General features: G+C 71.5%; 22 protein-coding genes. 18 read left to right on the top strand and 4 right to left on the bottom strand.

What is annotated here, in order from left to right; translation table 11 throughout:
- The first annotated feature begins 30 nt into the window (after positions 1-30).
- Together AS97_RS16930 and hemW are read left to right on the top strand one after the other, a co-directional pair.
- The gene (locus AS97_RS16930) at positions 31-2,142 is read left to right on the top strand and encodes a SpoIIE family protein phosphatase (protein ID WP_210565221.1); all 2,112 of its coding nucleotides are present in this window, start codon (positions 31-33) and stop codon (positions 2,140-2,142) included.
- Between the two features lie 116 nt (positions 2,143-2,258).
- Positions 2,259-3,491, top strand: coding sequence for a radical SAM family heme chaperone HemW (hemW, locus tag AS97_RS16925; RefSeq protein WP_059147914.1), 1,233 nt, complete (start codon positions 2,259-2,261; stop codon positions 3,489-3,491).
- Positions 3,492-3,549: 58 nt separating this feature from the next.
- On the opposite strand, the gene AS97_RS16920 is transcribed toward hemW, so the two are convergent.
- On the bottom strand, positions 3,550-4,371 hold the full coding sequence (locus AS97_RS16920; protein ID WP_086706618.1) for a DUF3097 domain-containing protein: 822 nt from the start codon (positions 4,369-4,371) through the stop codon (positions 3,550-3,552).
- An 85-nt stretch (positions 4,372-4,456) separates the two neighbouring features.
- A complete protein-coding gene (locus tag AS97_RS16915; RefSeq protein ID WP_059147912.1) occupies positions 4,457-5,179 on the bottom strand; it encodes an MBL fold metallo-hydrolase in 723 nt (240 codons plus the stop codon).
- A gap of 165 nt (positions 5,180-5,344) precedes the next feature.
- Here AS97_RS16915 and hrcA point away from each other — a divergent pair, with 165 nt between their 5' ends.
- From hrcA to era, 14 genes are all read left to right on the top strand, one after another.
- Positions 5,345-6,361 carry a heat-inducible transcriptional repressor HrcA gene (gene hrcA, locus AS97_RS16910; RefSeq protein WP_014060643.1) on the top strand — a complete coding sequence of 339 codons (1,017 nt, stop codon included), beginning with the start codon at positions 5,345-5,347 and terminating at the stop codon, positions 6,359-6,361.
- Positions 6,362-7,495 carry a molecular chaperone DnaJ gene (gene dnaJ / locus AS97_RS16905; RefSeq protein WP_059147911.1) on the top strand — a complete coding sequence of 378 codons (1,134 nt, stop codon included), beginning with the start codon at positions 6,362-6,364 and terminating at the stop codon, positions 7,493-7,495.
- A 200-nt stretch (positions 7,496-7,695) separates the two neighbouring features.
- Positions 7,696-8,787, top strand: coding sequence for a nitronate monooxygenase (locus AS97_RS16900; protein WP_210565220.1), 1,092 nt, complete (start codon positions 7,696-7,698; stop codon positions 8,785-8,787).
- Positions 8,784-9,527, top strand: a complete 744-nt coding sequence (locus tag AS97_RS16895) for a 16S rRNA (uracil(1498)-N(3))-methyltransferase (RefSeq protein WP_086706616.1) — start codon at positions 8,784-8,786, stop codon at positions 9,525-9,527. Before AS97_RS16900 ends, AS97_RS16895 begins: the two co-directional genes overlap by 4 nt.
- A 163-nt stretch (positions 9,528-9,690) precedes the next feature.
- A complete protein-coding gene (locus tag AS97_RS16890) occupies positions 9,691-10,362 on the top strand; it encodes a hypothetical protein (RefSeq protein WP_063804993.1) in 672 nt (223 codons plus the stop codon).
- 77 nt (positions 10,363-10,439) lie between these two features.
- The gene (locus AS97_RS16885; RefSeq protein WP_059147908.1) at positions 10,440-10,799 is read left to right on the top strand and encodes a histidine triad nucleotide-binding protein; all 360 of its coding nucleotides are present in this window, start codon (positions 10,440-10,442) and stop codon (positions 10,797-10,799) included.
- Positions 10,800-10,802: 3 nt separating this feature from the next.
- Positions 10,803-11,723, top strand: a complete 921-nt coding sequence (locus AS97_RS16880) for a ribonuclease Z (RefSeq protein WP_059147907.1) — start codon at positions 10,803-10,805, stop codon at positions 11,721-11,723.
- A gap of 185 nt (positions 11,724-11,908) precedes the next feature.
- Positions 11,909-13,021 carry a PfkB family carbohydrate kinase gene (locus AS97_RS16875; protein ID WP_059147906.1) on the top strand — a complete coding sequence of 371 codons (1,113 nt, stop codon included), beginning with the start codon at positions 11,909-11,911 and terminating at the stop codon, positions 13,019-13,021.
- Between the two features lie 182 nt (positions 13,022-13,203).
- Entirely contained in the window at positions 13,204-14,208 is a 1,005-nt protein-coding gene (locus tag AS97_RS16870) for a PhoH family protein (protein WP_059147905.1), read from the top strand.
- A gap of 12 nt (positions 14,209-14,220) precedes the next feature.
- Entirely contained in the window at positions 14,221-14,718 is a 498-nt protein-coding gene (gene ybeY / locus AS97_RS16865; RefSeq protein ID WP_059147904.1) for an rRNA maturation RNase YbeY, read from the top strand.
- The gene (locus AS97_RS16860; RefSeq protein WP_059147903.1) at positions 14,715-16,019 is read left to right on the top strand and encodes a hemolysin family protein; all 1,305 of its coding nucleotides are present in this window, start codon (positions 14,715-14,717) and stop codon (positions 16,017-16,019) included. The genes ybeY and AS97_RS16860 overlap by 4 nt, the downstream gene beginning before the upstream one ends.
- A 508-nt stretch (positions 16,020-16,527) precedes the next feature.
- Positions 16,528-19,509, top strand: a complete 2,982-nt coding sequence (locus AS97_RS16855; RefSeq protein WP_210565219.1) for an Ig-like domain-containing protein — start codon at positions 16,528-16,530, stop codon at positions 19,507-19,509.
- 124 nt (positions 19,510-19,633) lie between these two features.
- Complete coding sequence (locus AS97_RS16850; RefSeq protein WP_059146369.1) at positions 19,634-19,984, top strand: hypothetical protein; 351 nt, start codon at positions 19,634-19,636, stop codon at positions 19,982-19,984.
- Positions 19,985-20,137: 153 nt separating this feature from the next.
- Positions 20,138-21,094 carry a GTPase Era gene (era, locus tag AS97_RS16845; protein ID WP_086706614.1) on the top strand — a complete coding sequence of 319 codons (957 nt, stop codon included), beginning with the start codon at positions 20,138-20,140 and terminating at the stop codon, positions 21,092-21,094.
- Between the two features lie 62 nt (positions 21,095-21,156).
- Here the strand turns inward: era and AS97_RS16840 are convergent, their stop codons facing one another.
- Positions 21,157-21,423 carry a protealysin inhibitor emfourin gene (locus AS97_RS16840; RefSeq protein ID WP_059146354.1) on the bottom strand — a complete coding sequence of 89 codons (267 nt, stop codon included), beginning with the start codon at positions 21,421-21,423 and terminating at the stop codon, positions 21,157-21,159.
- Positions 21,424-21,450: 27 nt separating this feature from the next.
- On the bottom strand, positions 21,451-22,560 hold the full coding sequence (locus AS97_RS16835) for a M4 family metallopeptidase (RefSeq protein WP_210565218.1): 1,110 nt from the start codon (positions 22,558-22,560) through the stop codon (positions 21,451-21,453).
- 335 nt (positions 22,561-22,895) lie between these two features.
- On the opposite strand from AS97_RS16835, the gene leuA reads away from it, so the two are divergent.
- Both leuA and AS97_RS16825 read left to right on the top strand, forming a co-directional pair.
- Positions 22,896-24,692: a 2-isopropylmalate synthase gene (gene leuA / locus AS97_RS16830; RefSeq protein WP_059146352.1), complete on the top strand. Its 1,797-nt coding sequence runs from the start codon at positions 22,896-22,898 to the stop codon at positions 24,690-24,692.
- A 215-nt stretch (positions 24,693-24,907) separates the two neighbouring features.
- Entirely contained in the window at positions 24,908-25,618 is a 711-nt protein-coding gene (locus AS97_RS16825) for a TerB family tellurite resistance protein (RefSeq protein WP_059146351.1), read from the top strand.
- Positions 25,619-25,646 lie beyond the last annotated feature (28 nt).

Genomic DNA, 25,646 nt, shown 5'->3' with positions numbered 1-25,646 from the left:
TTATGACGGAGCTTCTTCAGGAGCCGCACAGTGGGGACGTCATCTTCTGCCACTTCTGGTGGGTCGGTTGAGGGCGGTGGGGTTGTTCTACCGGTCGGGGGTGGGGTCGGCCCCATTCGTACCAGCGCCTCGGCACGCGTCAGCCTGCCCGGCACTCCGCTGGCGGCCTCGGCCGCCCGCCGGTTCGTCCGTGCCGCCCTCGCCGACTGGGCCGCGCTCGAGGTCCCGGCCGCCGACCGGGTCACCGAACGGGTCGCGGACGAGGCCATACTGCTGGTGAGCGAGCTGGTCACCAACGCGGTGGTGCACGCCGGCACCGCCGTCGAGGTGAGCTGTGCGCTCGATGTGTCCGACCGCGAGGGCGAACCGCCGTCCCTGGTCGTGGAGGTGACCGATCACCATCCCACCCGGGTGGTGAACGGCGATCCGCCGGATCCGGACGAGCGGCCGGAGTACGCCGGTGGCCACGGGCTGCGGCTGGTGGCCGAGATCGCCGAGTCCTGGGGGACGACCTACCGGCGGGCGACCAAGTCGGTGTGGTTCCAGATGGCGGTGGCGCCCACGAGCGCGGCCGCCGCGGGGACGGGCGCCATGGGCTCGGGCTTCATGGACGCCGCGGCCGCCATGGACCCGGCGACCGCCACCGCGGCCGAGCCCGAGGGCGGGTTCGGCGCGGGGACCGTCCGCGAGGGCCTGGGCCCCGTCCCCGAGGGCGCGGGAGTCGTTTGTGAAGGCCGCAAGGAGGCCGTCGAGATCGTCGCGCCCGCGCCGGGCCGCGCCCCCGTCCGCCTGGACCCCGACTGGATCCAGCGCGGCGCGCTCTCCTTCCTCGCCGAGGCGTCCGACCTGCTGGCCGGGCAGTTCGACGAGGACATGGTGACCTCGCTGGCCGGCCAGCTGCTGGTGCCCCGGCTCGCCGACTGGTGCGCGATCTGGCTCGACTCCACGAGCGGCCCGCCGCGGCTGGCCCGCGTCTGGCACGCCAGCGAGGGGCGCATCGAGGGCCTGCGGCGGGTGCTGGAGAAGGAGCCGCCCCAGGTGCCCGCCGCCGTCCGCGGGAGCGCCGTGGAGTGGCCCTGGCCGGCCGACCCCGCCGCGTACGGGCCCGGCGGCGCGGCCATGGCCTGCCGGCTGGTCGCGGGCGGCCGCGCGCTCGGCACGCTGCTGCTCGGGCGGGCCGGGCTGGTGCGGATGCCGGACGAAGCGGTCGGTCTGGTCGAGGACTTCGCCCGCCGCGTCGCCCTGGCACTCGCCTCCGCCCGCCGTTACACCCGGCAGGCGACCATCAGCCGGGTGCTGCAGCGCGGCCTGCTGCCGTCCGTCATCCCGCGCATCCCCGGCGTCGAGTCGGCGGTCGTGTACGAGCCGACCGGCGACATCTCGGCCGGGGGCGACTTCTACGACGTCTTCCCGGCCGGTGACGGCCGCTGGTGCTTCGTCCTGGGCGACGTCTGCGGAAACGGCCCGGAGGCGGCCGTGGTGACCGGCCTCGTCCGGCCCTGGCTGCGGCTGCTCGCCCGCGAGGGATACGGCGTGGGCGAGGTCCTGGACCGGCTCAACCAGCTTCTGGGCGAGGAGGCGGTGGAACAGGCGGTCGAGGGCGCGGCGGAGGCCGTGGCGGCCGGTGTGGAGGCCGGTGTGGAGGCCGTGGGAGGCCCTGCCGGGGTCGTGGAGCTGATGGACGGCGGCCTGGTCGGCAGGGGGCTCCCGGCGGGCGGCGGGGTCGCGCGGTTCCTGTCGCTGCTGTACGGGGAGCTGGAGCCGCTGGGCGAGGGCGAAGGGGTGCGCTGCACGCTGGCCAGCGCGGGGCATCCGCTGCCGCTGGTGCTGCGGCCCGAGGGCGAGGTGCGGACCGTCGCGGCGCCGCAGATACTGCTGGGCGTTGTGGACGATGTGACGTACGAGAGTGAATCGTTCGATCTGACGCCCGGGGAAACGCTGCTCTGTGTGACGGACGGGGTGACGGAGCATCGATCCGGCGACCGGCAGTTCGACGACGAGGACGGCCTGGCGGCGGCGTTCGCGCTGTGCGCGGGGCTGAGCGCCCGGGAGGTCGCGGAGCGGGTGCGGCAGGCGGTGGACGAGTTCGCGGCGGAGCCGCCGGACGACGACCTGGCGATGCTGGTCCTGAAGGTGGTCTAGCTAGGCGCCGTCCGGCGAGGCCCACTCCGGCGAGACCTTGTCCGGCGGGCCGCGGGGTTCCGGGGTCCGCACCTCGTGGTCCCGGGCGACGCGGGCCGTGACGGAGAATGGGGGGCATGCCTTCCGTACTGCCAGATGGTGAGCCCATGCCCGAGGACGGCGCACTGCCCGCGACCGCTTTGGCGGGGGCGGAGCGGCGGCCGCTGGGGTTCTATCTGCATGTGCCGTACTGCGCCACCCGCTGCGGCTACTGCGACTTCAACACCTACACCGCCAGTGAGCTGCGCGGCTCCGGCGGTGTGCTCGCCTCGCGGGACAACTACGCCGAGCAGGTCGTCGAGGAGGTGCGGCTGGCGCGGAAGGTGCTGGGCGACGACCCGCGGCCCGTGGAGACCGTCTTCGTCGGCGGCGGGACCCCGACCCTGCTCGCCGCGGCGGATCTCGGGCGGATGCTCGGCGCGATCCGGGAGGAGTTCGGGCTGGCCGAGGGGGTCGAGGTCACGACCGAGGCGAATCCGGAGTCGGTCGATCCGCGCTATCTGGCGGAGCTGCGGGAGGCGGGGTTCAACCGGATCTCCTTCGGGATGCAGAGCGCCCGGCAGCACGTCCTGAAGGTGCTGGACCGTACGCATACCCCCGGGCGGCCGGAGGCGTGCGTGGCCGAGGCCCGGGCGGCCGGGTTCGACCATGTGAACCTGGACCTGATCTACGGGACGCCGGGGGAGAGTGACGCGGATTGGCGGGCCTCGCTGGAGGCGGCGCTCGGGGCGGGGCCGGACCATGTGTCGGCGTATGCACTGATCGTGGAGGAGGGCACCCAGCTGGCGCGGCGGATCCGGCGCGGCGAGGTCCCGATGACCGACGACGATGTGCACGCGGACCGCTATCTGATCGCCGAGGAGATCCTGTCGGCCGCCGGGTTCGCCTGGTACGAGGTCTCCAACTGGGCCACTTCGCCCGCCGGGCGCTGCCGGCACAACGAGCTGTACTGGCGCGGCGCCGACTGGTGGGGCGCCGGCCCCGGCGCGCACAGCCATGTGGGCGGCGTGCGGTGGTGGAACGTGAAGCACCCCGGGGCGTACGCACAGGCCCTGGGCGAGGGCAGGTCGCCCGGCGCGGGCCGGGAGCTGCTGACCGCCGAGGAGCGCCGGGTGGAGCGGATCCTGCTGGAGCTGCGGCTGGTCGAGGGCTGCCCGCTGGAGCTGCTGCGCCCGGCCGGGGCCGTGGCCGCGGCCGGGGCGCTGGAGGACGGTCTGCTGGACCCGGAGCCGTACGGACGGGGGCGGGCCGTGCTCACGCTGCGCGGGCGGCTGCTGGCGGACGCGGTGGTGCGGGACCTGGTGGACTGAGACGGGACCGTCAGCCCTGTGGGGACGGGAGCCGTCAGCCCTGTGGGGACGGGGGCCGTCAGCCCTGCGGGGCCGTCACGAAGTCGATCAATTCCTCCACCCGGCCCAGGAGCTCCGGCTGGAGGTCCTTGTAGGAGTGGACCGAGGACAGGATCCGCTGCCAGGCGGCCCCGGTGTTCTCCGGCCAGCCCAGGGCGCGGCAGACGCCCTTCTTCCAGTCCTGGCCGTGCGGCACTGTCGGCCAGGCCCGGATGCCGACGGAGGACGGCTTCACGGCCTCCCAGATGTCGATATAGGGGTGGCCGAGGACCAGCACATGCTCGCCGGTGACCTGCCCGGCGATACGGGACTCCTTGGAGCCCGTCACCAGATGGTCGACGAGGACGCCGAGCCGGGCGTCCGGGCCGGGGGAGAAGTCGTCGACGATGGCGGGCAGGTCGTCGACGCCCTCCAGGTACTCCACGACGACGCCTTCGATGCGCAGATCGTCGCCCCAGACCCGCTCCACCAGCTCCGCGTCATGGCGCCCCTCGACGTAGACGCGCCCCGCACGGGCGACCCTCGCGCGCGCTCCCGGAACGGCGATCGACCCCGAGGCCGTGCGCTGGGGCGCACTGGGGGCCGCCGCGCGCGGGCGTACGAGGGTGACGACACGCCCCTCGAGCAGAAAACCGCGCGGCTCCATGGGGAAGACGCGATGTTTGCCGAAGCGGTCCTCCAGAGTGACCGTGGGGCCCTGGGCCGTCTTCTCACAGCGGATCACGGCGCCGCAGAAGCCGGTGGTGACCTCCTCCACGACGAGGTCCGGTTCGGCGGGGACCTCGGGGGCGGGCCGCTGCCGCTTCCAGGGCGGGGTCAGGTCCGGGTCGTACTGTCGCATCCGGATGACGATAGCGCGCGACGACCCCCCGCTCCTGCGGTGCGGACAACTAGGTGGACGCCTAGTTGGGCGGCTGGGCGGACACCTAGAGGGACACGCCGAAGCGGGCCGCCAATTCGTCACGTTGGGCCCGGACGAACCCGGCGTCCACGACCGAGCCGTGCCCCGGGACATACCGCGCGTCCGGGCCGCCGAGGGCGAGCAGCCGGTCGAGGGCGGCGGGCCAGCGGCCGGGGATCGCGTCGGGCCCGGCCTGCGGCGTGCCGGACTCCTCCACCAGATCGCCGCAGAAGACCACCTCGGGCCGGCCGGGCACCAGAACGGCCAGGTCATGGGCGGTGTGGCCGGGCCCCACATTGGCCAGCAGCACCTGCCGGTCGCCCAGGTCCAAGGTGAGCTCGCCGGAGACCAGGTGGTGCGGGCCGACCAGATGGTCCACGGCCTCGGTGGCGGCGTTTTGTTCCACCCCGTGGCGGATCGCGTCCTCGCGCAGTGTCTCCCGCTCACGGCGCAGCAGCTCGTCCATGCCCATGGCCCCGTACACCTGGCAGCCCGCGAAGGCGGCCGAGCCCAGGACGTGGTCGAAGTGCGGATGGGTGAGCGCGATCCGGGTGGGGCGGCGGCCGGTCAGCCGGGTGATCAGGGCGCGCAGCTCGGCCCCGGCGCGCAGGGTCGCGCCGGTGTCCACGACGAGGATGTCGGTCCGGCCGACGACCACGCCGACCGTCTCGTCCCACTCCGGCAACCGACGGCGGGCCACACCGGGCGCGAGCCGCTCCCAGCCTGCCTCTTCCCAACACGTCTCCATACCGCGACGCTAGCTCAACGGGGATGGGGGAGAGTTGCTGCCAGCGGCGGCTCTTGCCCATGCCACCGCACCCCGCCGTACACTGGCGGAGGGGTTCTGGCACTCGTGCCCGGTGAGTGCCAGGGCGGACGATCTGATGAGACCGCTGGACTGGAGGTGCGCGGGGTGCTCAGCGAACGCAGACTCGAGGTGCTGCGTGCCATTGTCCAGGACTATGTGGGGACGGAGGAGCCGGTCGGCTCCAAGGCGCTCACCGAGCGGCACCGGCTGGGGGTCTCCCCGGCCACGGTGCGTAACGACATGGCCGCTCTGGAGGACGAGGGGTTCATCGCCCAGCCGCATACGAGCGCCGGGCGGATCCCCACCGACAAGGGCTATCGCCTCTTCGTGGACAAGCTGGCCGGAGTGAAGCCGCTGTCCAGCCCGGAGCGGCGGGCCATTCAGAACTTCCTGGACGGCGCGGTCGACCTCGATGACGTGGTGGGCCGTACGGTCCGGCTGCTGGCGCAGCTGACCCGGCAGGTGGCGGTGGTGCAGTATCCGTCGCTGACCCGCTCGACGGTGCGCCATGTGGAGCTGCTGCCGCTGGCCACGGCCCGGGTGATGCTGGTGCTGATCACGGACACCGGCCGGGTGGAGCAGCGCATGGTGGACTGCCCCACTCCGATCACCGAGGACTCGCTGGCCGATCTGCGCGCCCGGCTCAACAGCCGGGTCGTGGGTCGGCGTTTCGCGGATGTGCCGCAGTTGGTGCAGGATCTTCCGGAGTCCTTCGAACAGGAGGACCGGGGGACCGTCTCGATCGTGTTGTCGACCTTGCTCGAGACGCTGGTGGAGGAGACCGAGGAGCGGCTGATGATCGGCGGCACCGCGAACCTCACGCGTTTCGTGCATGATTTCCCCCTGACGATCCGGCCCGTCCTGGAGGCACTCGAGGAGCATGTCGTCCTCCTCAAGTTGCTGGGCGAGGCCAAGGACTCGGGTATGACCGTGCGGATCGGGCATGAGAATGCTCACGAGGGGCTCAACGCCACCTCGGTCGTCGCGGTCGGCTACGGTTCCGGCGACGAGGCGGTCGCCAAACTCGGCGTGGTCGGACCGACCCGCATGGACTACCCCGGAACGATGGGAGCGGTACGCGCAGTGGCACGTTACGTCGGACAGATCCTGGCGGAGTCGTAAGTGGCGACGGACTACTACGCAGTCCTGGGCGTGCCGCGTGATGCCTCGCAGGACCAGATCAAGAAGGCATTCCGCCGGCTCGCACGCGAGCTGCATCCGGATGTGAACCCGGATCCGAAGACCCAGGAGCGGTTCAAGGAGATCAACGCCGCTTACGAGGTCTTGTCGGACCCACAGAAGAAGCAGGTCTACGACCTGGGCGGGGACCCGATGTCCGGGGCCGGCGGCGGTGGCGCCGGAGGCTTCGGCGGGGGCTTCGGCAACTTCTCCGACATCATGGACGCGTTCTTCGGCACCGCCTCGCAGCGCGGTCCGCGCTCCAGGACCCGGCGCGGTCAGGACGCGATGATCCGTCTGGACGTGGAGCTCAACGAGGCCGCGTTCGGGACCACCAAGGACATCCAGGTCGACACCGCGGTCGTCTGCACCACGTGCAGCGGCGAGGGCGCGGCGCCGGGCACCTCGGCGCAGACCTGTGACATGTGCCGTGGCCGCGGTGAGGTCTCCCAGGTGACGCGGTCCTTCCTGGGTCAGGTCATGACCTCGCGGCCGTGCCCCCAGTGCCAGGGCTTCGGCACCGTGGTGCCCACCCCGTGCCCGGAGTGCGCGGGCGACGGCCGGATCCGCTCGCGGCGCACCCTGACCGTGAAGATCCCCGCCGGTGTGGACAACGGCACCAGGATCCAGCTGGCCGGTGAGGGCGAGGTCGGACCGGGCGGCGGCCCGGCGGGCGACCTGTATGTGGAGATCCACGAGGTCCCGCACCCGGTCTTCCAGCGGCGCGGCGACGATATGCACTGCACGGTGACCATCCCGATGACGGCGGCGTCGCTGGGCACCAAGGTGCCGCTGGAGACGCTGGACGGCCTGGAGGAGGTCGACATCCGGCCCGGCACCCAGTCCGGCCAGTCGATCCCGCTGCACCAGCGCGGCATCACCCATCTTCGGGGCGGCGGCCGGGGCGACCTGATCGTGCATGTCGAGGTGACCACCCCGACCAAGCTCGACCCGGAGCAGGAGGAGCTGCTGCGGCGGCTGTCCAAGCTGCGCGGCGAGGAGCGCCCGGTCGGCGAATTCAAGCCGGGGCAGCAGGGGCTGTTCTCGCGGTTGAAGGACGCGTTCAACGGGCGGTAGGCGCTCCGGCCGGGGGTACGGGGGTTGTCCCCCGGGGGAGTGCGGTAAGCCGGGGCAGCAGGGGCTGTTCTCGCGGCTGAAGGACGCGTTCAACGGGCGGTAGGCGCTCCGGCCGGGGGTACGGCCGGTAGCGCCGCCGACGCCCGCAGCACCGCTGATCCGGTGGTGAGCCCGTGTGGAGGGCATGGCACGATGTGGCCATGTCCTCCGCGCTGACCGATCTCTACCGGTACCCGATCGTGCAGGCGCCGATGGCGGGTGGAGCCTCCTGCCCGCAGCTCGCCGCCACTGTCTCCGAGGCCGGTGGTCTCGGTTTCCTCGCTGCCGGCTACAAGACGCCGGAAGCGATGTATGAGGAGATCAAACAGCTGCGAGGGCTGACCGGACGGCACTTCGGTGTCAATCTGTTCATGCCGCAGCCGTCCAACGCCGACACGGCCGCCGTCGGGGCCTACCGGGCGCGGCTCACGGGCGAGGCGGCCTGGTACGAGACTCCGCTGGGCGACCCGGACGCGGGCACGGACGACGCGTACGACGCGAAGCTCGCCGTGCTCCTCGACAATCCGGTTCCGGTCGTCTCGTTCACCTTCGGCTGTCCGACCCGTGCCGTCCTCGACGCCTTCGCCCAGGCCGGCACCCGCACGATCGTGACCGTGACCTCGCCCGTCGAGGCGCAGACCGCCCAGTGGGCGGGCGCCGACGCCGTCTGCGTGCAAGGAGTGGAGGCCGGCGGCCACCAGGGCACCTACAGCAATGACCCGGCCGTCGACGGAATGGGCGCCGGGCTCGGTCTGCTGTCGCTGATCACGCTGGTCCGTGAGTACGTCCAGATCCCGATCATCGCGGCGGGCGGGATTATGCGTGGTTCGCAGATCGCCTCGGCGCTGGCCGCGGGCGCGGTCGCGGCCCAGATGGGGACCGCGTTCCTGGTGTGTCCCGAGTCCGGGGCGAACGCCCTGCACAAGCAGGCGATGACGGATCCGCTGTTCGGCCGGACCGAGCTGACCCGCGCCTTCTCCGGCCGCCCGGCCCGGGGCCTGGTCAACCGCTTCATGCGTGAGCACGGCCCGCACGCGCCCGCCGCCTACCCCCAGCTGCACCACATGACGTCCGGCCTCCGTAAGGCGGCCGCCAAGGCGGGCGATCCGCAGGGGATGGCGCTGTGGGCCGGGCAGGGGCACCGGCTGGCGCGCGAACTGCCCGCCGGGCGGCTGGTGGAGACGCTCGCGACGGAACTCGACGCCGCGCGGTCCGAGTTGGGCCTTCAGTCTCAGCGTGGTGCGGTGTCGTGACCGCCCCGGTGTTCGTGGCCGATTCCCTGGCGGGTGCGGCCGCGGGGGCCCGGGTCTGGCTGGAGGGCCCGGAGGGGCGCCACGCGGCGTCCGTAAGGCGGCTGCGCGTCGGTGAGCCCGTGGTGCTGACGGACGGCCACGGCACGGGCGTCCAGGGCACCGTGGCGGCCGTCGAGGGCAAGGACCGGCTGCAGATCGCGGTGGACGAGGTGCGCCAGGAGGCGGCCCCGGACCCGAGGATCACCGTCGTCCAGGCGCTGCCCAAGGGCGACCGGGGCGAGCTGGCGGTGGAGACCATGACGGAGACCGGCGTGGACGCCGTCGTTCCGTGGTCGGCGTCCCGCTGCATCACCCAGTGGAAGGGCGAGCGCGGCCTCAAGGCGCTCGGCAAGTGGCGGTCGACCGCGCGCGAGGCGGGCAAGCAGTCCCGTCGGCTGACCTTCCCCGAGGTCACGGACGCGATGACGACCAAGCAGGTGGCCCGGCTTCTCGCCGGAGCCGCGTTCGCTGCCGTGCTCCACGAGGAGGGCGGCGAACCGCTCGCGACGGCCCAACTGCCCGCGAGTGGCCAGATCGTGCTGGTCGTCGGGCCCGAAGGGGGCGTGTCCCCCGAGGAGTTGGCGGCCTTCGCCGAGGCGGGGGCGCGGCCGTACCGGCTGGGCCCGAGCGTGCTGCGCACCTCCACGGCCGGAACGGCGGCCGCCGCGCTGCTGCTCGGCCGCACCGGCCGCTGGGGATGAGAGGGCCCGTCCGAGGCCCTTTGGAACGAGAGACCCCCTCTGGGGCCTCTTCGCGCTCCTGTGCGCCCGTACCTGGCCGAGGACGGCCTTCCGCTACGCGTCGGCCGATGGGAACCTATCCCCTATGGGGGTATGGAGTCAGGCAGGACGGGGACGGGCGCTCTTGTCCGTCGCGGCGGTCGGCGCGGCGGTCGCGGTGACGGCGTGTGAGCCGACGGGCGGCGGCATCAGCTCCGTGACGGTCGCGATCACCACGGACCGGGTCGTCACGGAGGCGCTGGAGCGGGGCGGTGTCGGCGTCCGGTGGATGAGCTGCAACGCCGAGTTCAAGAACGGCCATACGGCCGGTGCTTCGCCCTCGCGGAGCGAGCGGTCCGGGGAGACCGACGCACGGGTGGACTGCCACGGCAGGACCGACAACGACAAGGACATCAGGATCAAGGGCCGGGTGACCTACGTACGGGCGGACCACTGCGTCCGGGGCGATGTGACCGGCGAGGTGGACGGCCGGAAGGTCTTCGAGGCGCAGGTGATCGGGGAGTGCCAGGGCGGCGGCCCGGACACCGACAGCCCCCGGCCCACCTTCAGCCACTCGTGGGACCGCCCGAGCACCGAGGCCCCCCAGCCGACCCGTAGTCACCCGTGGGACCACCGGACCACCGAGGCCCCCCAGCCGACCCGTAGTCACCCGTGGGACCGCCCGAGCACCGAGGCCCCCCAGCCGACCCGGAGCCACTCCTGGGACCACCCGACCACCGAGGGCGGCGCCGGGCAGGCCGACACCGGGGACAGCGCCGGTAAGGGCGATACCGAGGGCGGCGGTCAGGGCGAATAGGCCGCGGTCTCTCCCGCCGGCAGGGGCTCCCGGTACCATCCGGACCGTATGTGCCGACGATCCGTAAGGAGCCACCGGTGGCGGGAGAACCGCAGGCCGACTGCCTGTTCTGCAAGATTGTCTCGGGGGAGGTGCCGGCCACCGTCGTCCGCGAGACGGACACCACCGTCGCCTTCCGCGACATAAACCCCCAGGCACCCACGCACATCCTGGTGATCCCCAAAGTGCACTACCCGGACGCGACCTCCCTCGCGGCGGCCGAACCGCAGGTCGCCGCGGATGTGCTGCGCGAGGCGGGCGCGGTCGCCGTCGATGAGAAGCTCGTCGAGACGGGCTACCGCGTGGTGTTCAACACCGGCTCCGGCGCCGGCCAGACCGTCTTCCACGCCCATGCCCACGTCCTGGGCGGCCGCGGGCTCAACTGGCCTCCCGGATAACCCTTGTCCGCACGGGAACTGATCGTCCTCGGCACCGCCAGCCAGGTGCCGACCCGGCACCGCAACCACAACGGCTATCTGCTGCGCTGGGACGGCGAGGGCCTGCTGTTCGACCCCGGCGAGGGCACCCAGCGCCAGATGCTGCGGGCCGGGGTCGCCGCCCATGACATCGACCGGATCTGCGTCACGCACTTCCACGGGGATCACTCGCTGGGCCTGGCGGGGGTGATCCAGCGGATCAACCTCGACCGGGTGCCGCACCGGGTGACCGCCCACTACCCGGCGAGCGGACAGCGGTTCTTCGAGCGGCTGCGGTACGCGACCGCCTACCGCGAGACGGTGGCGCTGACCGAGGAGCCGGTCGCCGGTGACGGCGCGGTGCTGGCCCGCACCCCCGCGTACACCCTGGAGGCGGCCCGGCTCTCGCACCCCGTCGAGTCCTACGGCTATCGCCTGATCGAAGCGGACGGCCGCAGGATGCTGCCCGAGCGGCTCGCCGCGCTCGGCGTCCGCGGCCCGGACATCGGCCGGCTGCAGCGGGAGCGGGCACTGGAGACCGAGGGGCGTACGGTCACGCTCGAAGAGGTCAGCGAGGTGCGCCGGGGCCAGCGCTTCGCGTTCATCATGGACACCCGGCTGTGCGACGGCGTCTTCGCGCTGGCGCAGGGGTGCGATCTGCTGGTCATCGAGTCGACCTTCCTGGACGAGGAGGAGGCGCTGGCCGTCGAGTACGGGCATCTGACCGCCGGGCAGGCGGCCCGGGTCGCGGCCGGGGCGGGGGTGCGGCATCTGGTGCTGACGCACTTCTCGCAGCGTTACGGCGATCCGTCCGACTTCGAGCGCCAGGCGCGGGCGGCGGGGTTCGAGGGGGAGCTCACAGTCGCCGAGGACCTGATGACGGTGGCGCTGCCCAAACGGCGCTGAGGGCACCGCAACGCGGCGTACGGGCCCCGCGGGGACGGTGCTTCCCGCGCCGCGGCTCGTGGAGACGGCGGCGCCCCGAGGGGGTGACGCCTGCCGGTCCCCGGCCCGTTGTCCGTCCCATCGTGCACACTGTCCGCACCCGCATCCGACGACGGAGGCGGACCGGTCAGACCTGGGAGAGCGCGGTGACGACACACAACGGCGACAAGCTCACAGCGGGTTATCCCCTGCTCGACCCGCTCGAGGCCGTTCGCCGGCCCGGCGATCCGGCGTGCGACGTCTATCTCACCGGCACCGTCTTCCTCGACATCATCTTCACCGGTCTGGACACCGCCCCCGTCCGCGGCACCGAGTCCTGGGCCCGCGGCATGGGGTCGAGCCCCGGCGGCGTCGCCAATATGGCCACCGCCCTGGCCCGGCTCGGCCTGCGCACCTCGCTCGCCGCCGCCTTCGGCGACGACCACTACGGGGACTACTGCCAGGACGCCCTGGACCGCGGCGAGGGCATCGATCTCTCGCTCTCCCGCACGATCCCCGGCTGGCACTCCCCGGTGACCGTCTCGATGGCCTACGAGGGCGAGCGGACCATGGTCTCCCACGGCCATGAGGCCCCGCCGCCCGAGGAGCCCGCGCCCAGCTGCCCGCCTCCGGCCCGGGCCGCCGTGGCCTCCCTGGTGCCCGGCCGCGGCCAGGAGTGGGTCGCCGAGGCCGCCCGCCACGGCAGCAGGGTCTTCGCCGACGTCGGCTGGGACGACACCGGCCGCTGGGATCCGGCCGACCTCGCCGAGCTGGAGCACTGCGAGGCGTTCCTGCCCAATGCCGAGGAGGCGATGCGCTACACCCGCACCGACTGCCCGCGCGCCGCCGCCCGGGCCCTCGCCGACCTGGTCCCGCTCGCCGTCGTCACGCTCGGCTCCGAGGGGGCGTACGCGGTCGACGGCCGCACCGGCGAGACCGCCGAGGTGCCCGCGATCTCCGTGGAGGCCCTGGACCCGACCGGCGCCGGGGACGTGTTCGTCGCCGGTTTCGTCACCGGCACGCTCGCCGACTGGCCGCTCGCCGACCGGCTGGCCTTCGCCGGGCTGACCGCTGCCCTGTCGGTGCAGGAGTTCGGCGGCTCGCTGTCCGCGCCCGGCTGGGTCGAGATCGCCGCCTGGTGGCAGCACGCCCGCTCCTACGACGACCAGCCCGGCCGCGCGCTGCGCCGCTACGCCTTCCTCGACCGTCTGCTCCCGGCCGCCGCCCGCCCCTGGCCGCTGCGCCGGGCCGTTCCGACGATCGGTTTCCGCCAGGCGTAGCACCGAGGCCCCGGGCCCTGGAGCGGCCGGAGCGCGGGAGCCCCAGGTGGGTGAGGTGATGAGTGGATGAGGAGGAAAAGTACTCGGGTCTTGTCGGTGCTCCGTCGTACCCTTGTAGCCAAGGTTGTCGAGCGGCGAGAACCCTTGTGCCAGGAGGTAGAAGCAGGCCAGAGAGCCGGCCCATGACGCAACCAACCACAGCACCGCAGGCGCATGCGCAGTTCACGGTCCCGAACAAGCACCCCATGGTCATGGTCCTGGGATCCGGTGACTCGCTGCTGCGTGTGATCGAGAACGCGTTCCCGGCGACCGATATCCACGTACGGGGCAACCAAGTCAGCGCCACCGGGGACCCGAAGGAAGTCGCCCTGGTCCAGCGTCTGTTCGACGAGATGATGCTGGTGCTCCGCACCGGTCAACCGATGACGGAGGATGCGGTGGAGCGCTCGATCTCCATGTTGCGCGCGGCCGAAAATGGAGAGGGCGGAGGGCAGGAGACGCCTGCCGAGGTGCTCACCCAGAACATCCTCTCCAACCGCGGTCGCACCATCCGTCCCAAGACGCTCAACCAGAAGCGCTATGTCGATGCCATCGACAAGCACACGGTCGTCTTCGGCATTGGCCCGGCGGGCACCGGCAAGACCTATCTGGCCATGGCCAAGGCGGTCCAGGCCCTGCAGTCCAAGCAGGTCACCCGGATCATCCTCACCCGGCCGGCGGTCGAGGCGGGGGAGCGGCTCGGCTTCCTGCCCGGCACCCTCTACGAGAAGATCGACCCGTATCTGCGGCCGCTCTACGACGCGCTGCACGACATGCTCGACCCCGACTCCATCCCGCGCCTGATGGCCGCGGGTACGATCGAGGTCGCGCCGCTGGCGTATATGCGCGGCCGGACGCTCAATGACGCGTTCATCATCCTCGACGAGGCCCAGAACACGAACCCCGAGCAGATGAAGATGTTCCTCACCCGGCTCGGCTTCGACTCCAAGATAGTGATCACGGGCGACATCACCCAGATCGACCTTCCCGGCGGGACCAAGAGCGGTCTGCGTCAGGTGCGGGAGATCCTGGATGGCGTCGAGGACGTGCACTTCTCCATGCTCACCAGCACCGACGTGGTCCGTCACAAGCTGGTCGGCCGTATCGTCGACGCATACGACCAGTATGACAGCCGCAACGGAAAGTAACCACGAACCCCCATGGCGATCGACGTCAACAACGAGTCCGGTACCGATATCGACGAGCGGGCTGTGCTCGACGTCGCCCGCTACGCGCTGGCCCGGATGCGTATCCACCCGCTCTCCGAGCTCTCGGTGATCGTCGTCGACGCCGACGCCATGGAGCAGCTGCACATCCAGTGGATGGACCTGCCGGGGCCGACCGATGTCATGTCCTTCCCGATGGACGAGCTGCGCCCGCCGGCCAAGGACGACGAGGAGCCCCCGCAGGGCCTCCTCGGGGACATCGTGCTCTGCCCCGAAGTGGCCAAGAAGCAGGGGGAGGAGGCGCCGACCGGGCACTCCATGGACGAGGAGCTGCAGCTGCTCACCGTCCACGGCGTCCTCCACCTCCTCGGCTATGACCACGAGGAGGCGGACGAGCGCGCCGAGATGTTCGGCCTGCAGGCCGCCATCATCGACGGCTGGCGCGCGGAGCAGGGCGTGACCGGCCCCTCCCCGGCCCCCACCGTCCGATGAGCGCCCAGCTCGTCACCGCGACCGTCCTGCTGGTCGTGGTGGCCTGGTTGGCGGCCTGCGCGGAGGCCGGTCTCGCCCGCACCACCCGGTTCCGGGCCGAGGAGGCCGTGCGCTCCGGGCGGCGGGGCAGCGCCAAGCTGATGCTCGTCGCCGAGGACCCCACCCGCTATCTCAATGTGGCGCTGCTGGTCAGGGTCGCCTGCGAGGTCGCGGCGGGCGCGGTCGTCACGTTCGCGAGTCTGCGCGAGTTCGACGAGACGTGGAAGGCGCTGACCGTCGCGATCGGCGTGATGGTCCTGGTGTCGTATGTGGCCGTCGGCGTCTCCCCGCGCACCATCGGCGCCCAGCATCCGCTCAACACCGCGACCGTCGCCGCCTATGTGCTGATCCCGCTGGCCCGGGTCATGGGCCCCATCCCACCGCTGCTGATCCTCCTCGGTAACGCGCTCACGCCCGGCAAGGGCTTCCGTAAGGGCCCGTTCGCCTCCGAGGCCGAGCTGCGCGCCCTGGTGGACCTCGCCGAGCAGGAGTCGCTGATCGAGGACGAGGAGCGGCGCATGGTCCACTCCGTCTTCGAGCTCGGCGACACCCTCGTGCGCGAGGTGATGGTGCCGCGCACCGACCTGGTGGTCATCGAGCGCTTCAAGACCATCCGGCAGGCCCTCACCCTCGCGCTGCGCTCCGGCTTCTCCCGGATCCCGGTCACCGGGGAGAACGAGGACGACATCGTGGGGGTCGTCTACCTCAAGGATCTTGTCCGTAAGACGCATATCAACCGCGAGGCCGAGACCGAGCTGGTCTCCACCGCGATGCGGCCCGCCACCTTCGTCCCAGACACCAAGAACGCGGGCGATCTGCTGCGCGAGATGCAGCAGGAGCGCAACCACGTCGCCGTCGTGATCGACGAGTACGGCGGCACGGCCGGCATCGTCACCATCGAGGACATCCTCGAGGAGATCGTCGGCGAGATCACCGATGAGTACGACCGCGAGCTGCCGCCCATCGAGGACCTCGGCGACGGCACCCACCGGGTGACCGCCCGGCTCGCCCTCGGCGACCTGGGCGAGCTGTACGGCACGGATCTGGAGGACGAGGACGTCGAGACGGTGGGCGGGCTGCTCGCCAAGGCGCTGGGCCGGGTGCCGATCGCCGGCGCCACGGCCCAGGTCGACGTCCCCGAGGGCGGCATCGACCCCGCGCTCAAGGCGCTGCGGCTGACCGCCGAGTCCCCGGCGGGCCGCCGCAACCGCATTGTCACGGTGCTGGTCGAGCCGGTCCGCGAGACCGCCGCGGCCGAGTAAGCGCTCCGCCGGAAGTGCCGCGATGGGTCGGTGGCCATCCGCGGCGCCGTCGTGGCTGGTCCCACGCGGCGGAGCCGCATATCGACACGGCCGCGGCGGAGCCGCATGTCGATACAGCCCCGCGCCCGTCCGGGCCGCTGCCGAACCGTAGCGGACTTCCGCCGGCCTCTCCGGACCGGCCGCTTCCCGCGCCCCCGCCATATGCGCGGGGGCGCGGCATCCGGTCGCGCGAAAGCGGGCCGTCGCGCCGGCGCATCGGCAACGCGCGGCTCGCGCTGCGCCATATGAGTGGAATAGCTGTCCGCTCCCTGGCTCATCTGACGTAGGCCCCCGCTTACTTGCAACTACCGACTGGTGGGTCGCCCATACCTCTGTCGGGGGACTGCCGGCTTTTCTGCTTGACGTAGACAGGCCGGCCGTATGGGCACCCCCGCGCAGAGGCCAAGGCTCCGCGCCGCGCGGAGCCGGGCGGCTCACCCCCTGAGATCAGGAAAGGGCGGCCGCTTCCATGTCCACCACCACGGTGCTCTCCACACCGGATCCCTCCGTCTTCGGCCAATCCGTCACCTACACCGCCACCGTCACCGGTATCACCGCCGGGGCCCCTCCATGGGGCGACGTGACCTTCGCCATCGCCGGTGGCCCGACTCTCGGCCCTGTGCCGCTCACCCCGACCGGGCCCGACTCCGGTACGGCCAGCGTGACCGACTCCACCCTCGCCGTCGGCTCCCATCTGGTCACGGCGAACTTCGTCAACTCCACCGACGCGACGGACAATTCGTCCGGCACGACCATCCAGCAGGTCAACCAATCGGCGACCACCACCACCGTCACCTTCGTCCCGCCCGCGCCCGTCTGCGGCCAGAGCGTGACCCTGACGGCCAGCGTGGCGGCGGTGCCTCCGGGCAGCGGCACCCCCACCGGTACGGTCACCTTCATCGTCAGCGCGGACGGGCCCACGGTGACCGGGGCCCTCGACGCGTCCGGCAACGTCTCCGTGACCGTTCCCGGCTTGAGTGTGGGCACCCACCAGGTCGCCGCGTTCTACAACGGCGACACCAACTTCGCCCCGTCCAACTCGCCCTTGACGCCGCTCACCATCAGCCCGGCGTCCTCCTCCACGGCCCTCGTCATCACCCCTGCCTCGCCGGTCTGCGGTGAGGCGGTGACCCTGTGCGCGCAGGTGACCACGACGCCGCCCGGCACCTGTACCCCGACGGGGACGGTGACGTTCGCGGTCGCGGGTGGTCCGACGCTCACCGGCACGCTCGACGCGAGCGGCCTGGCGTGTGTGACGACGAGTGCCATTCCGGTGGGTCCGCATGTGGTGACGGCGACGTACTCCGGTGATACGGGTGTCGCGGGTTCGTCGGGTTCGGGGTCCGTCACGGTCGGTCAGGGCGTCTCGACGACTGCGCTGACTATCACGCCCGCCTCTCCGGTGTGCGGTCAGTCGGTGACCTTGTGCGCGCAGGTGACGGTCGCGGCGCCCAGTACCTGTACTCCGACGGGGACGGTGACGTTCGCGGTCGCGGGTGGTCCGACGCTCACCGGCACGCTCGACGCGAGCGGCCTGGCGTGTGTGACGACGAGTGCCATTCCGGCGGGTCCGCATGCGGTGACGGCCACCTACGCCGGTGACACCGGTGTCGCGGGCTCGTCGGCTTCGGGGTCCGTCACGGTCGGTCAGGGCGTCTCCACGACCGCGCTGACCATCACGCCCGCCTCTCCGGTGTGCGGTCAGTCGGTGACCCTGTGCGCCCAGGTGACGGTCGCGGCGCCCAGTACGTGTACTCCGACGGGGACGGTGACGTTCGCGATTGCGGGTGGTCCGACCCTGACGGGGACGTTGAATGCCAGTGGTCAGGCGTGTGTGACGACCAGTGCCATTCCGGTGGGTCCGCATGCGGTGACGGCCACCTACGCCGGTGATACCGGTGTCGCGGGTTCGTCGGCTTCGGGGTCCGTCACGGTCGGTCAGGCCGCGTCCACGACCGCGCTGACCGTCACTCCGGCTTCTCCGGTGTGCGGTCAGTCGGTGACGTTGTGTGCGCAGGTGACGACGACGTCGCCGGGTACGTGTACTCCGACGGGGACGGTGACGTTCGCGGTCGCGGGTGGTCCGACCCTGACGGGGACGTTGAATGCCAGTGGTCAGGCGTGTGTGACGACGAGTGCCATTCCGGTGGGTCCGCATGCGGTGACGGCCACCTACGCCGGTGATACCGGTGTCGCGGGTTCGTCGGCTTCGGGGTCCGTCACGGTCGGTCAGGGCGTCTCCACGACCGCGCTGACTATCACGCCCGCCTCTCCGGTGTGCGGTCAGTCGGTGACCCTGTGCGCCCAGGTGACGGTCGCGGCGCCCAGTACCTGTACTCCGACGGGGACGGTGACGTTCGCGATTGCGGGTGGTCCGACCCTGACGGGGACGTTGAATGCCAGTGGTCAGGCGTGTGTGACGACCAGTGCCATTCCGGTGGGTCCGCATGCGGTGACGGCCACCTACGCCGGTGATACCGGTGTCGCGGGTTCGTCGGCTTCGGGGTCCGTCACGGTCGGTCAGGCCGCGTCCACGACCGCGCTGACCGTCACTCCGGCTTCTCCGGTGTGCGGTCAGTCGGTGACGTTGTGTGCGCAGGTGACGACGACGTCGCCGGGTACGTGTACTCCGACGGGGACGGTGACGTTCGCGGTCGCGGGTGGTCCGACCCTGACGGGGACGCTGAATGCCAGTGGTCAGGCGTGTGTGACGACGAGTGCCATTCCGGCGGGTCCGCACGCGGTGACGGCCACCTACGCCGGTGACACCGGTGTCGCGGGCTCGTCGGCCTCCGGCTCCGTCACCGTCGGCCAGGCGACCACCACGACCGTGCTCACCTCCTCGACGAACCCCTCCGCCCCAGGCCAGAACGTGACCTTCACCGCCACCGTGGCCGCGGTGCCGCCGGCGACGGGCACCCCGACCGGAACCGTCACCTTCGTGATCAGCGGCGGGCCCACCCTCACCGGCACACTCAACGCCGCGGGACAGGCCACCGTCAGCACCAACGCCCTCACCACCGGAACGCACGCGGTCACCGCCACCTATGGCGGCGACAGCTGCTTCGCCGGTTCCATCTCGCCGACGATCACCCAGGTCGTGTCCCCGCCGTCGACCACGACCACCGTGACCGCCACCCCGGCCACCATCCGGCTGCGGTTCAACGGCACGTTCGTCATCCCGACCCTGAGCGCGACGTTGAGGGACGCCTCGAACAACCCGCTCCCCGGCCAGACCCTCACCTTCGTCGCCAACTCCGTGGTGGGCCCGCTCCCGCTGGGCAGCGCGGTCACCGACGCCAGCGGCACGGCGACGCTCAGCAACGTCGCCGTCCCGTCGACGGTGATCACCGCCTTCACGTACACGGCCTCCTTCGCGGGCGCTCCGGGCCTGAGCCCGTCGTCGGGTTCGGCCTCGCTGACCTTCCAGGCGACGCCGCTCCTCCCGTAAGGAGCTGAGCACAACTGCGCAACCGCGTATCGCCCGCGCCGGGCCGCCGCACCGCGGCCCGGCGCGGGCCGCCGTGCGCCCACCGGCATCACCGCCGGTGGGCGCCCCGCATATGCTCATCCGCATGAGCGAAGCAGCGCAGTTGGACCCCGAAGACCGCAAGATCATCACGCTGGCCCGCTCCGTGCGGGCCCGCAACTCCGTGCCGGAGGGCGCCGCCGTCCGCGACGAGACGGGGCGTACGTATGCCGCCGGGACCGTGGCCCTCGACTCGCTGAAGCTGAGCGCCCTCCAGACCGCCGTCGCCATGGCCGTGGCGAGCGGTGCCACGTCCCTGGAGGCCGCGGCCGTGGTGACCGACGCGCAGAGCGCCTCGGAGGAGGACCGCGCGGCCGTCCGGGACCTCGGCGGGGCCGGGACCCCGATGCTGCTCGCGGGCCCCGACGGCACCCTGCGGGCCACGCTGGACGCCTGACCCCGGCCCCCCGCCCTCGGCGGTCGTACGGGGCCGGGACGGCTGGTTGTACGGGGCGCGGGGCGACGGGCCGTACGGGGCCGGGACCACCGGCCGTAAGAGGTCCGGGACGCCTGGTCCGAGCGGGTCGGGGCATCGGGGAGAATGGGGTCCATGACTGCCGGTACCTCCCCGTCCCCGACCGAGCAGCGGGAGACCCCGCACCGCTCGGGCTTCGCCTGCTTCGTCGGCCGCCCCAACGCGGGCAAGTCGACCCTGACCAACGCGCTGGTGGGGACGAAGGTCGCGATCACCTCGAACCGCCCGCAGACCACCCGCCACACCGTCCGCGGCATCGTGCACCGCCCCGAGGCCCAGCTGGTGCTCGTCGACACCCCCGGTCTGCACAAGCCGCGGACCCTGCTCGGCGAGCGGCTCAACGATGTCGTGCGCACCACCTGGGCCGAGGTCGACGTCATCGGCTTCTGCCTGCCCGCCGACCAGAAGCTGGGCCCCGGCGACCGCTATATCGCCACCGAACTCGCGGGGATCAAGAAGACCCCCAAGGTCGCGATCGTCACCAAGACCGATCTGGTCGAGTCCAAGCAGTTGGCCGAGCAACTGATCGCCATCGACCGGCTCGGCACGGAGCTGGGCATCGAATGGGCCGAGATCGTCCCGGTGTCGGCTGTGGGCGACAAGCAGGTGGGCCTGCTGGCGGATCTGCTGGTCCCGCTGCTGCCCGAGGGCCCGGCGCTCTACCCCCAGGGCGACCTTACCGATGAGCCCGAGCAGGTCATGGTCGCCGAGCTGATCCGGGAGGCCGCGCTGGAGGGCGTACGGGACGAACTGCCGCACTCCATCGCGGTGGTCGTGGAGGAGATGCTGCCCCGCGAGGACCGCCCTGCGGACCGGCCGCTCCTCGACATCCATGCCAACCTCTACATCGAGCGGCCCAGCCAGAAGGGCATCATCATCGGCCCCAAGGGACGCCGCCTCAAGGAGGTCGGCACCAAGTCCCGCAAGCACATCGAGGCACTGCTGGGCACGCCGGTCTTCCTCGACCTTCACGTCAAGGTGGCCAAGGACTGGCAGCGTGACCCGAAGCAGCTGCGGAAGCTGGGGTTCTGAGCCGGGGAGCCTGGGCCCACGCCGCTGCGGAGACTGGGGTTCTGAGCCCCCGTTGAGCGCCCCTACGCGCCTTCCTTCAGCACCGTGCGGATCAGTTCCCGCTGGGCGTCGCTCAGCTGGGGGTCCGCGGCGTGGACGGTGCGGCCGTCGACGGTGATCTCGTACTGGAAGCCGTCGGGGACGCCGCGGGCGGCCGTGATGTGGCCGGTCTCGACGGCCTGATGGGCCAGGGCGTCCAGATGCGTGGCGTCGGGCCGGCCGGTGGTGTCCAGCTCGGCCCGGCGCTCGATTCCGGCGAAACCGCCGGTGCGGGTGACGGAGATGCGCATGGCTCCATCACTACCCGATGGCGTGCTCTACCGCGCGCCCACGCGGGCCCGCAGATCGGTGATGCCCACCCCGGCCCACGCCTCCTGCACCGCCGTCTGCTCCTCGCCCTCGCCGTAGCGGGCGTGCGCCGCGGCCACCGTAAGGTGGGCGAAGTCGGCGAACTCCGCGTCGGAGGCCAGATCGCCGCCGGTCAGCACGTCGAACCAGATCTGCCCGGCGCGCTCCCAGGCGTTGCCGCCCAGGGCGGTGGCGGCCAGGTAGAAGGCGTGGTTGGGAATGCCGGAGTTGATGTGGACGCCGCCGTTGTCGCGTGAGGTGCGGACGTAGTCGTCCATCGTGCCCGGCTGCGGGTCCTTGCCCAGCACATCGTCGTCGTACGCCGTGCCCGGGGCCTTCATGGAGCGCAGGGCCACCCCGGTGACCCGGTCCGTCAGCAGCCCCGCGCCGATCAGCCAGTCGGCCTCCTCGGCACTGTGGCCGAGCACATGCTGCTTGACCAGTGAGCCGAAGACGTCGGACATCGACTCGTTGAGCGCCCCGGACTGGCCGAAGTACTCGAGGTTGGCGGTGTACTGCGTGACGCCGTGGGTGAGCTCATGGGCCATGACGTCCACCGGGATGGTGAAGTCCAGGAAGACCTCGCCGTCCCCGTCGCCGAAGACCATCTGCTCGCCGTCCCAGAAGGCGTTGTTGTAGTCCTCGCTGTAGTGGACGCTCGCGTTCAGCGGCAGGCCGGAGTCGTCGATCGAGCGCCTGCCGTACGCCTTGAGGAAGAGCTCGAAGGTCGCGCCGAGCCCGTCGTAGGCGCGGTTCACCGAGTCGTCCCCGCTCGCCTGGTCGCCCTCGCCGCGCACCTTCTTCCCCGGCAGCGAGGTCTTGCGGTGGGCGTCGTAGATGGTGCGCTCGGGCTTGTCGGAGGGCGCGGCGGCCCGCGCGGCGGGGATCCCGCGCACGGTGGTGATCCGGCGGCGGGTGCGCTGCAGGGCGTCGTGCTCCAGGGTGCGGCGGGCGAGATCGGCCAGCGAGGCGTCCTCGGCATGGGACAGCTTGTCGAGGACATGCGGCGGCACGATCGTGCAGAAGGTGCCACGGCGGTGACTGCGGGCCCGCGTGGGGGCATTGGCGTTGGCGTCCATGGCTGGCAATGTCGCACCACGTGATGTGTGTGTCACGCCTTGCGGTCATGATTGCTGAAAACGAGTGGAAGATGTGTATTCCTCCGCGGACCATGTTTCCGTCCGCATGGTGATACGGGTTCCGCCGCTTCGATGTGTCTCGGTTAGGCTGCTCCGCATCATGCGTTTCGGGCTGCTTCTTCTTAGCTGCCGCGGCGAGGGCCTGTAGTCGAAGGCCGACCCCCTCCCCGCGGAGTTCGGCGTTGCAGTGATCACGCCCTGTCGGCCGCCCCAGGACCTTCGCGACAGTGGATCGGTCCTGTGGACAGCGGATTACCCAAGGAGCCCCGCGCACCATGACGACTCATTCCGATACGCCCGGCCATTCCGCGACCTCCGGCAGCGCCGTCGGCCGTCCCACGCCCCTCACGGCCGCGACCGTCACCCAGCGCCCCTCCGGTATGCCGATCCACAAGTACGGCCCGTACGAGGCCGTCGACATCCCGGACCGCACCTGGCCGGACAACCGCATCACCGTCGCCCCGCGCTGGCTGTCCACCGATCTGCGGGACGGCAACCAGGCGCTGATCGACCCGATGTCCCCGGCCCGCAAGCGCGAGATGTTCGACCTGCTGGTGCGCATGGGCTACAAGGAGATCGAGGTCGGCTTCCCCTCCTCCGGCCAGACCGACTTCGACTTCGTACGGTCGATCATCGAGGAGGGCGCGATCCCGGAGGACGTGACGATCTCCGTCCTCACCCAGGCGCGCGAGGAGCTGATCGAGCGCACCGTGGAGTCGCTGCGCGGGGCGCACCGGGCCACCGTGCACCTGTACAACGCCACCGCCCCCACCTTCCGCCGCGTCGTCTTCCGCGGCACCCGGGAGCAGGTCAAGCAGATCGCGGTGGACGGCACCCGGCTGGTGGTGGAGTACGCGGACAAGATCCTCGGAGATGAGACGGTCTTCGGCTACCAGTACAGCCCGGAGATCTTCACCGACACCGAGCTGGACTTCGCGCTGGAGGTCTGCGAGGGCGTCATGGACGTCTGGCAGCCCGAGGAGGGCCGCGAGATCATCCTCAATCTGCCGGCCACCGTCGAGCGCTCGACCCCGTCCACCCACGCGGACCGCTTCGAGTGGATGTCCCGCCGGCTGTCCCGGCGCGAGTACATCTGCCTGTCGGTGCATCCGCACAACGACCGCGGCACCGCCGTCGCCGCCGCCGAGCTGGCGATCATGGCCGGGGCGGACCGGATCGAGGGCTGTCTGTTCGGGCAGGGCGAGCGCACCGGCAATGTCGACCTGGTGACGCTGGGCATGAACCTGTTCTCCCAGGGCGTCGACCCGCAGATCGACTTCTCGCAGATCGACGAGGTCCGCCGCACCGCCGAGTACTGCAACCAGATGGAGATCCACCCGCGCCACCCCTACGCGGGCGATCTGGTCTACACCTCCTTCTCCGGCTCCCACCAGGACGCCATCAAGAAGGGATTCGAGGCGCTGGAGGCGAGCGCCGCCGAGCAGGGCAAGACGGTGGACGAGATCGAGTGGGCGGTCCCGTACCTGCCCATCGACCCCAAGGACGTCGGCCGCTCGTACGAGGCCGTGATCCGGGTGAATTCGCAGTCCGGCAAGGGCGGCATCGCCTATGTCCTGAAGAACGACCACAACCTGGACCTGCCGCGCAGGATGCAGATCGAGTTCTCCAAGACGATTCAGGCCAAAACCGATGCCGAGGGCGGCGAGGTCACCCCGGGCCAGATCTGGGCGGCCTTCCAGGACGAGTACCTGCCGACCGACGACAACCGGTGGGGCCGGATCGCGCTGCGCAGCGCGCAGACGTCCACCACCAGCGAGGGCACCGACGCGCTCACCGTCGAGACGGTCGTGGACGGCACCGAGACGGTGCTGACCGGCACCGGCAACGGCCCGCTGGCGGCCTTCTTCGACGCCCTGGCCTCGATCGATGTGGACGTACGACTGCTGGACTACTCCGAGCACACCCTGAGCGAGGGCGCCGCGTCCCAGGCCGCCGCGTACATCGAATGCGCGATCGACGGGCAGGTGCTGTGGGGTGTCGGGATCGACGCCAACATCGTGCGGGCCTCGCTCAAGGCGGTCGTCTCCGCGGTGAACCGGGCGCGCCGGTGATTTTTTCGGCGCGTAGATGATCTCTCGACCGACGGATCCGACGGGCTCATCACCCCGTTGACCTTGTCACCCACACGGGCCCCGTTCACCATGCGAGGTGGGCGGGGCCTCGGGTTTGGCCTGTTGTCTCCGTTCGGGGTACTGACGTCACATCACGGATGTGGCTAGCATCACGTCAACGCGGCAACGTGGCCGAAGCGTTATGGAGGTGTGACGTGGTGCACCGGCGAGCCCGCCGTGACCGGGACCTGTGTGTGGTAGGCGTGCGCACTCTGTGGCGGACCGTCGGCGATGGTGAGTTCTTCTGCCCTGAGTGCGGAGGTGACCGCAATTTCCGCCGCCGTACCGGCCGCCGTCGCATCGTGGTGCTCGGCCTGCCCGTGCTGCCGCGCGGACCGGTCGCGCCCATCGTGGAATGCGCGGCCTGCGGCAGCCGCTATGGCACGGAGGTGCTCGACCACCCCACCACCATCCGCTTCTCCGCGATGCTCCGCGACGCGGTGCACACCGTGGCCCTCGCGGTCCTCGCCGCGGGCGGCACCGAGGCGACGGCGGTCCGGCAGGTCGCGGTCGGCGCGGTGCGCGCCGCCGGGTTCGCCGACTGCAGTGAGGACCAGCTCCTCGCGCTCATCGAGGCGCTCGCCGCCGACACCGGGCGGCTCCCGGGCGCGTGCGGCGAGCGCGACGGCCTGGACCCGTGCGGTACGGCGCTGGCCATCGAGCTGCACGAGGCCCTGGAGCCGCTGGCCCCGCATCTGGCCCCCACCGGCCGGGAGGCCATCCTCCTCCAGGGCGCCCGGATCGCCGTGGCGGACGGGCCGTACCGCCCGGCCGAGCGCGCGGTCCTGGAAACCGTCGGCCGGGCCCTGATGATCTGCCCGGACGACACGGCCCGGCTGCTGGCAGCGACGCGGGCGGCGTTCTGAAGCCGCCACGAGGTCAGGCGTCCTGAAA

The organism is Streptomyces sp. AgN23 (assembly GCF_001598115.1).
GTDB classification, from domain to species: Bacteria; Actinomycetota; Actinomycetes; order Streptomycetales; family Streptomycetaceae; genus Streptomyces; species Streptomyces antimycoticus.
This window is presented reverse-complemented; position numbering and strand designations above follow the sequence as displayed.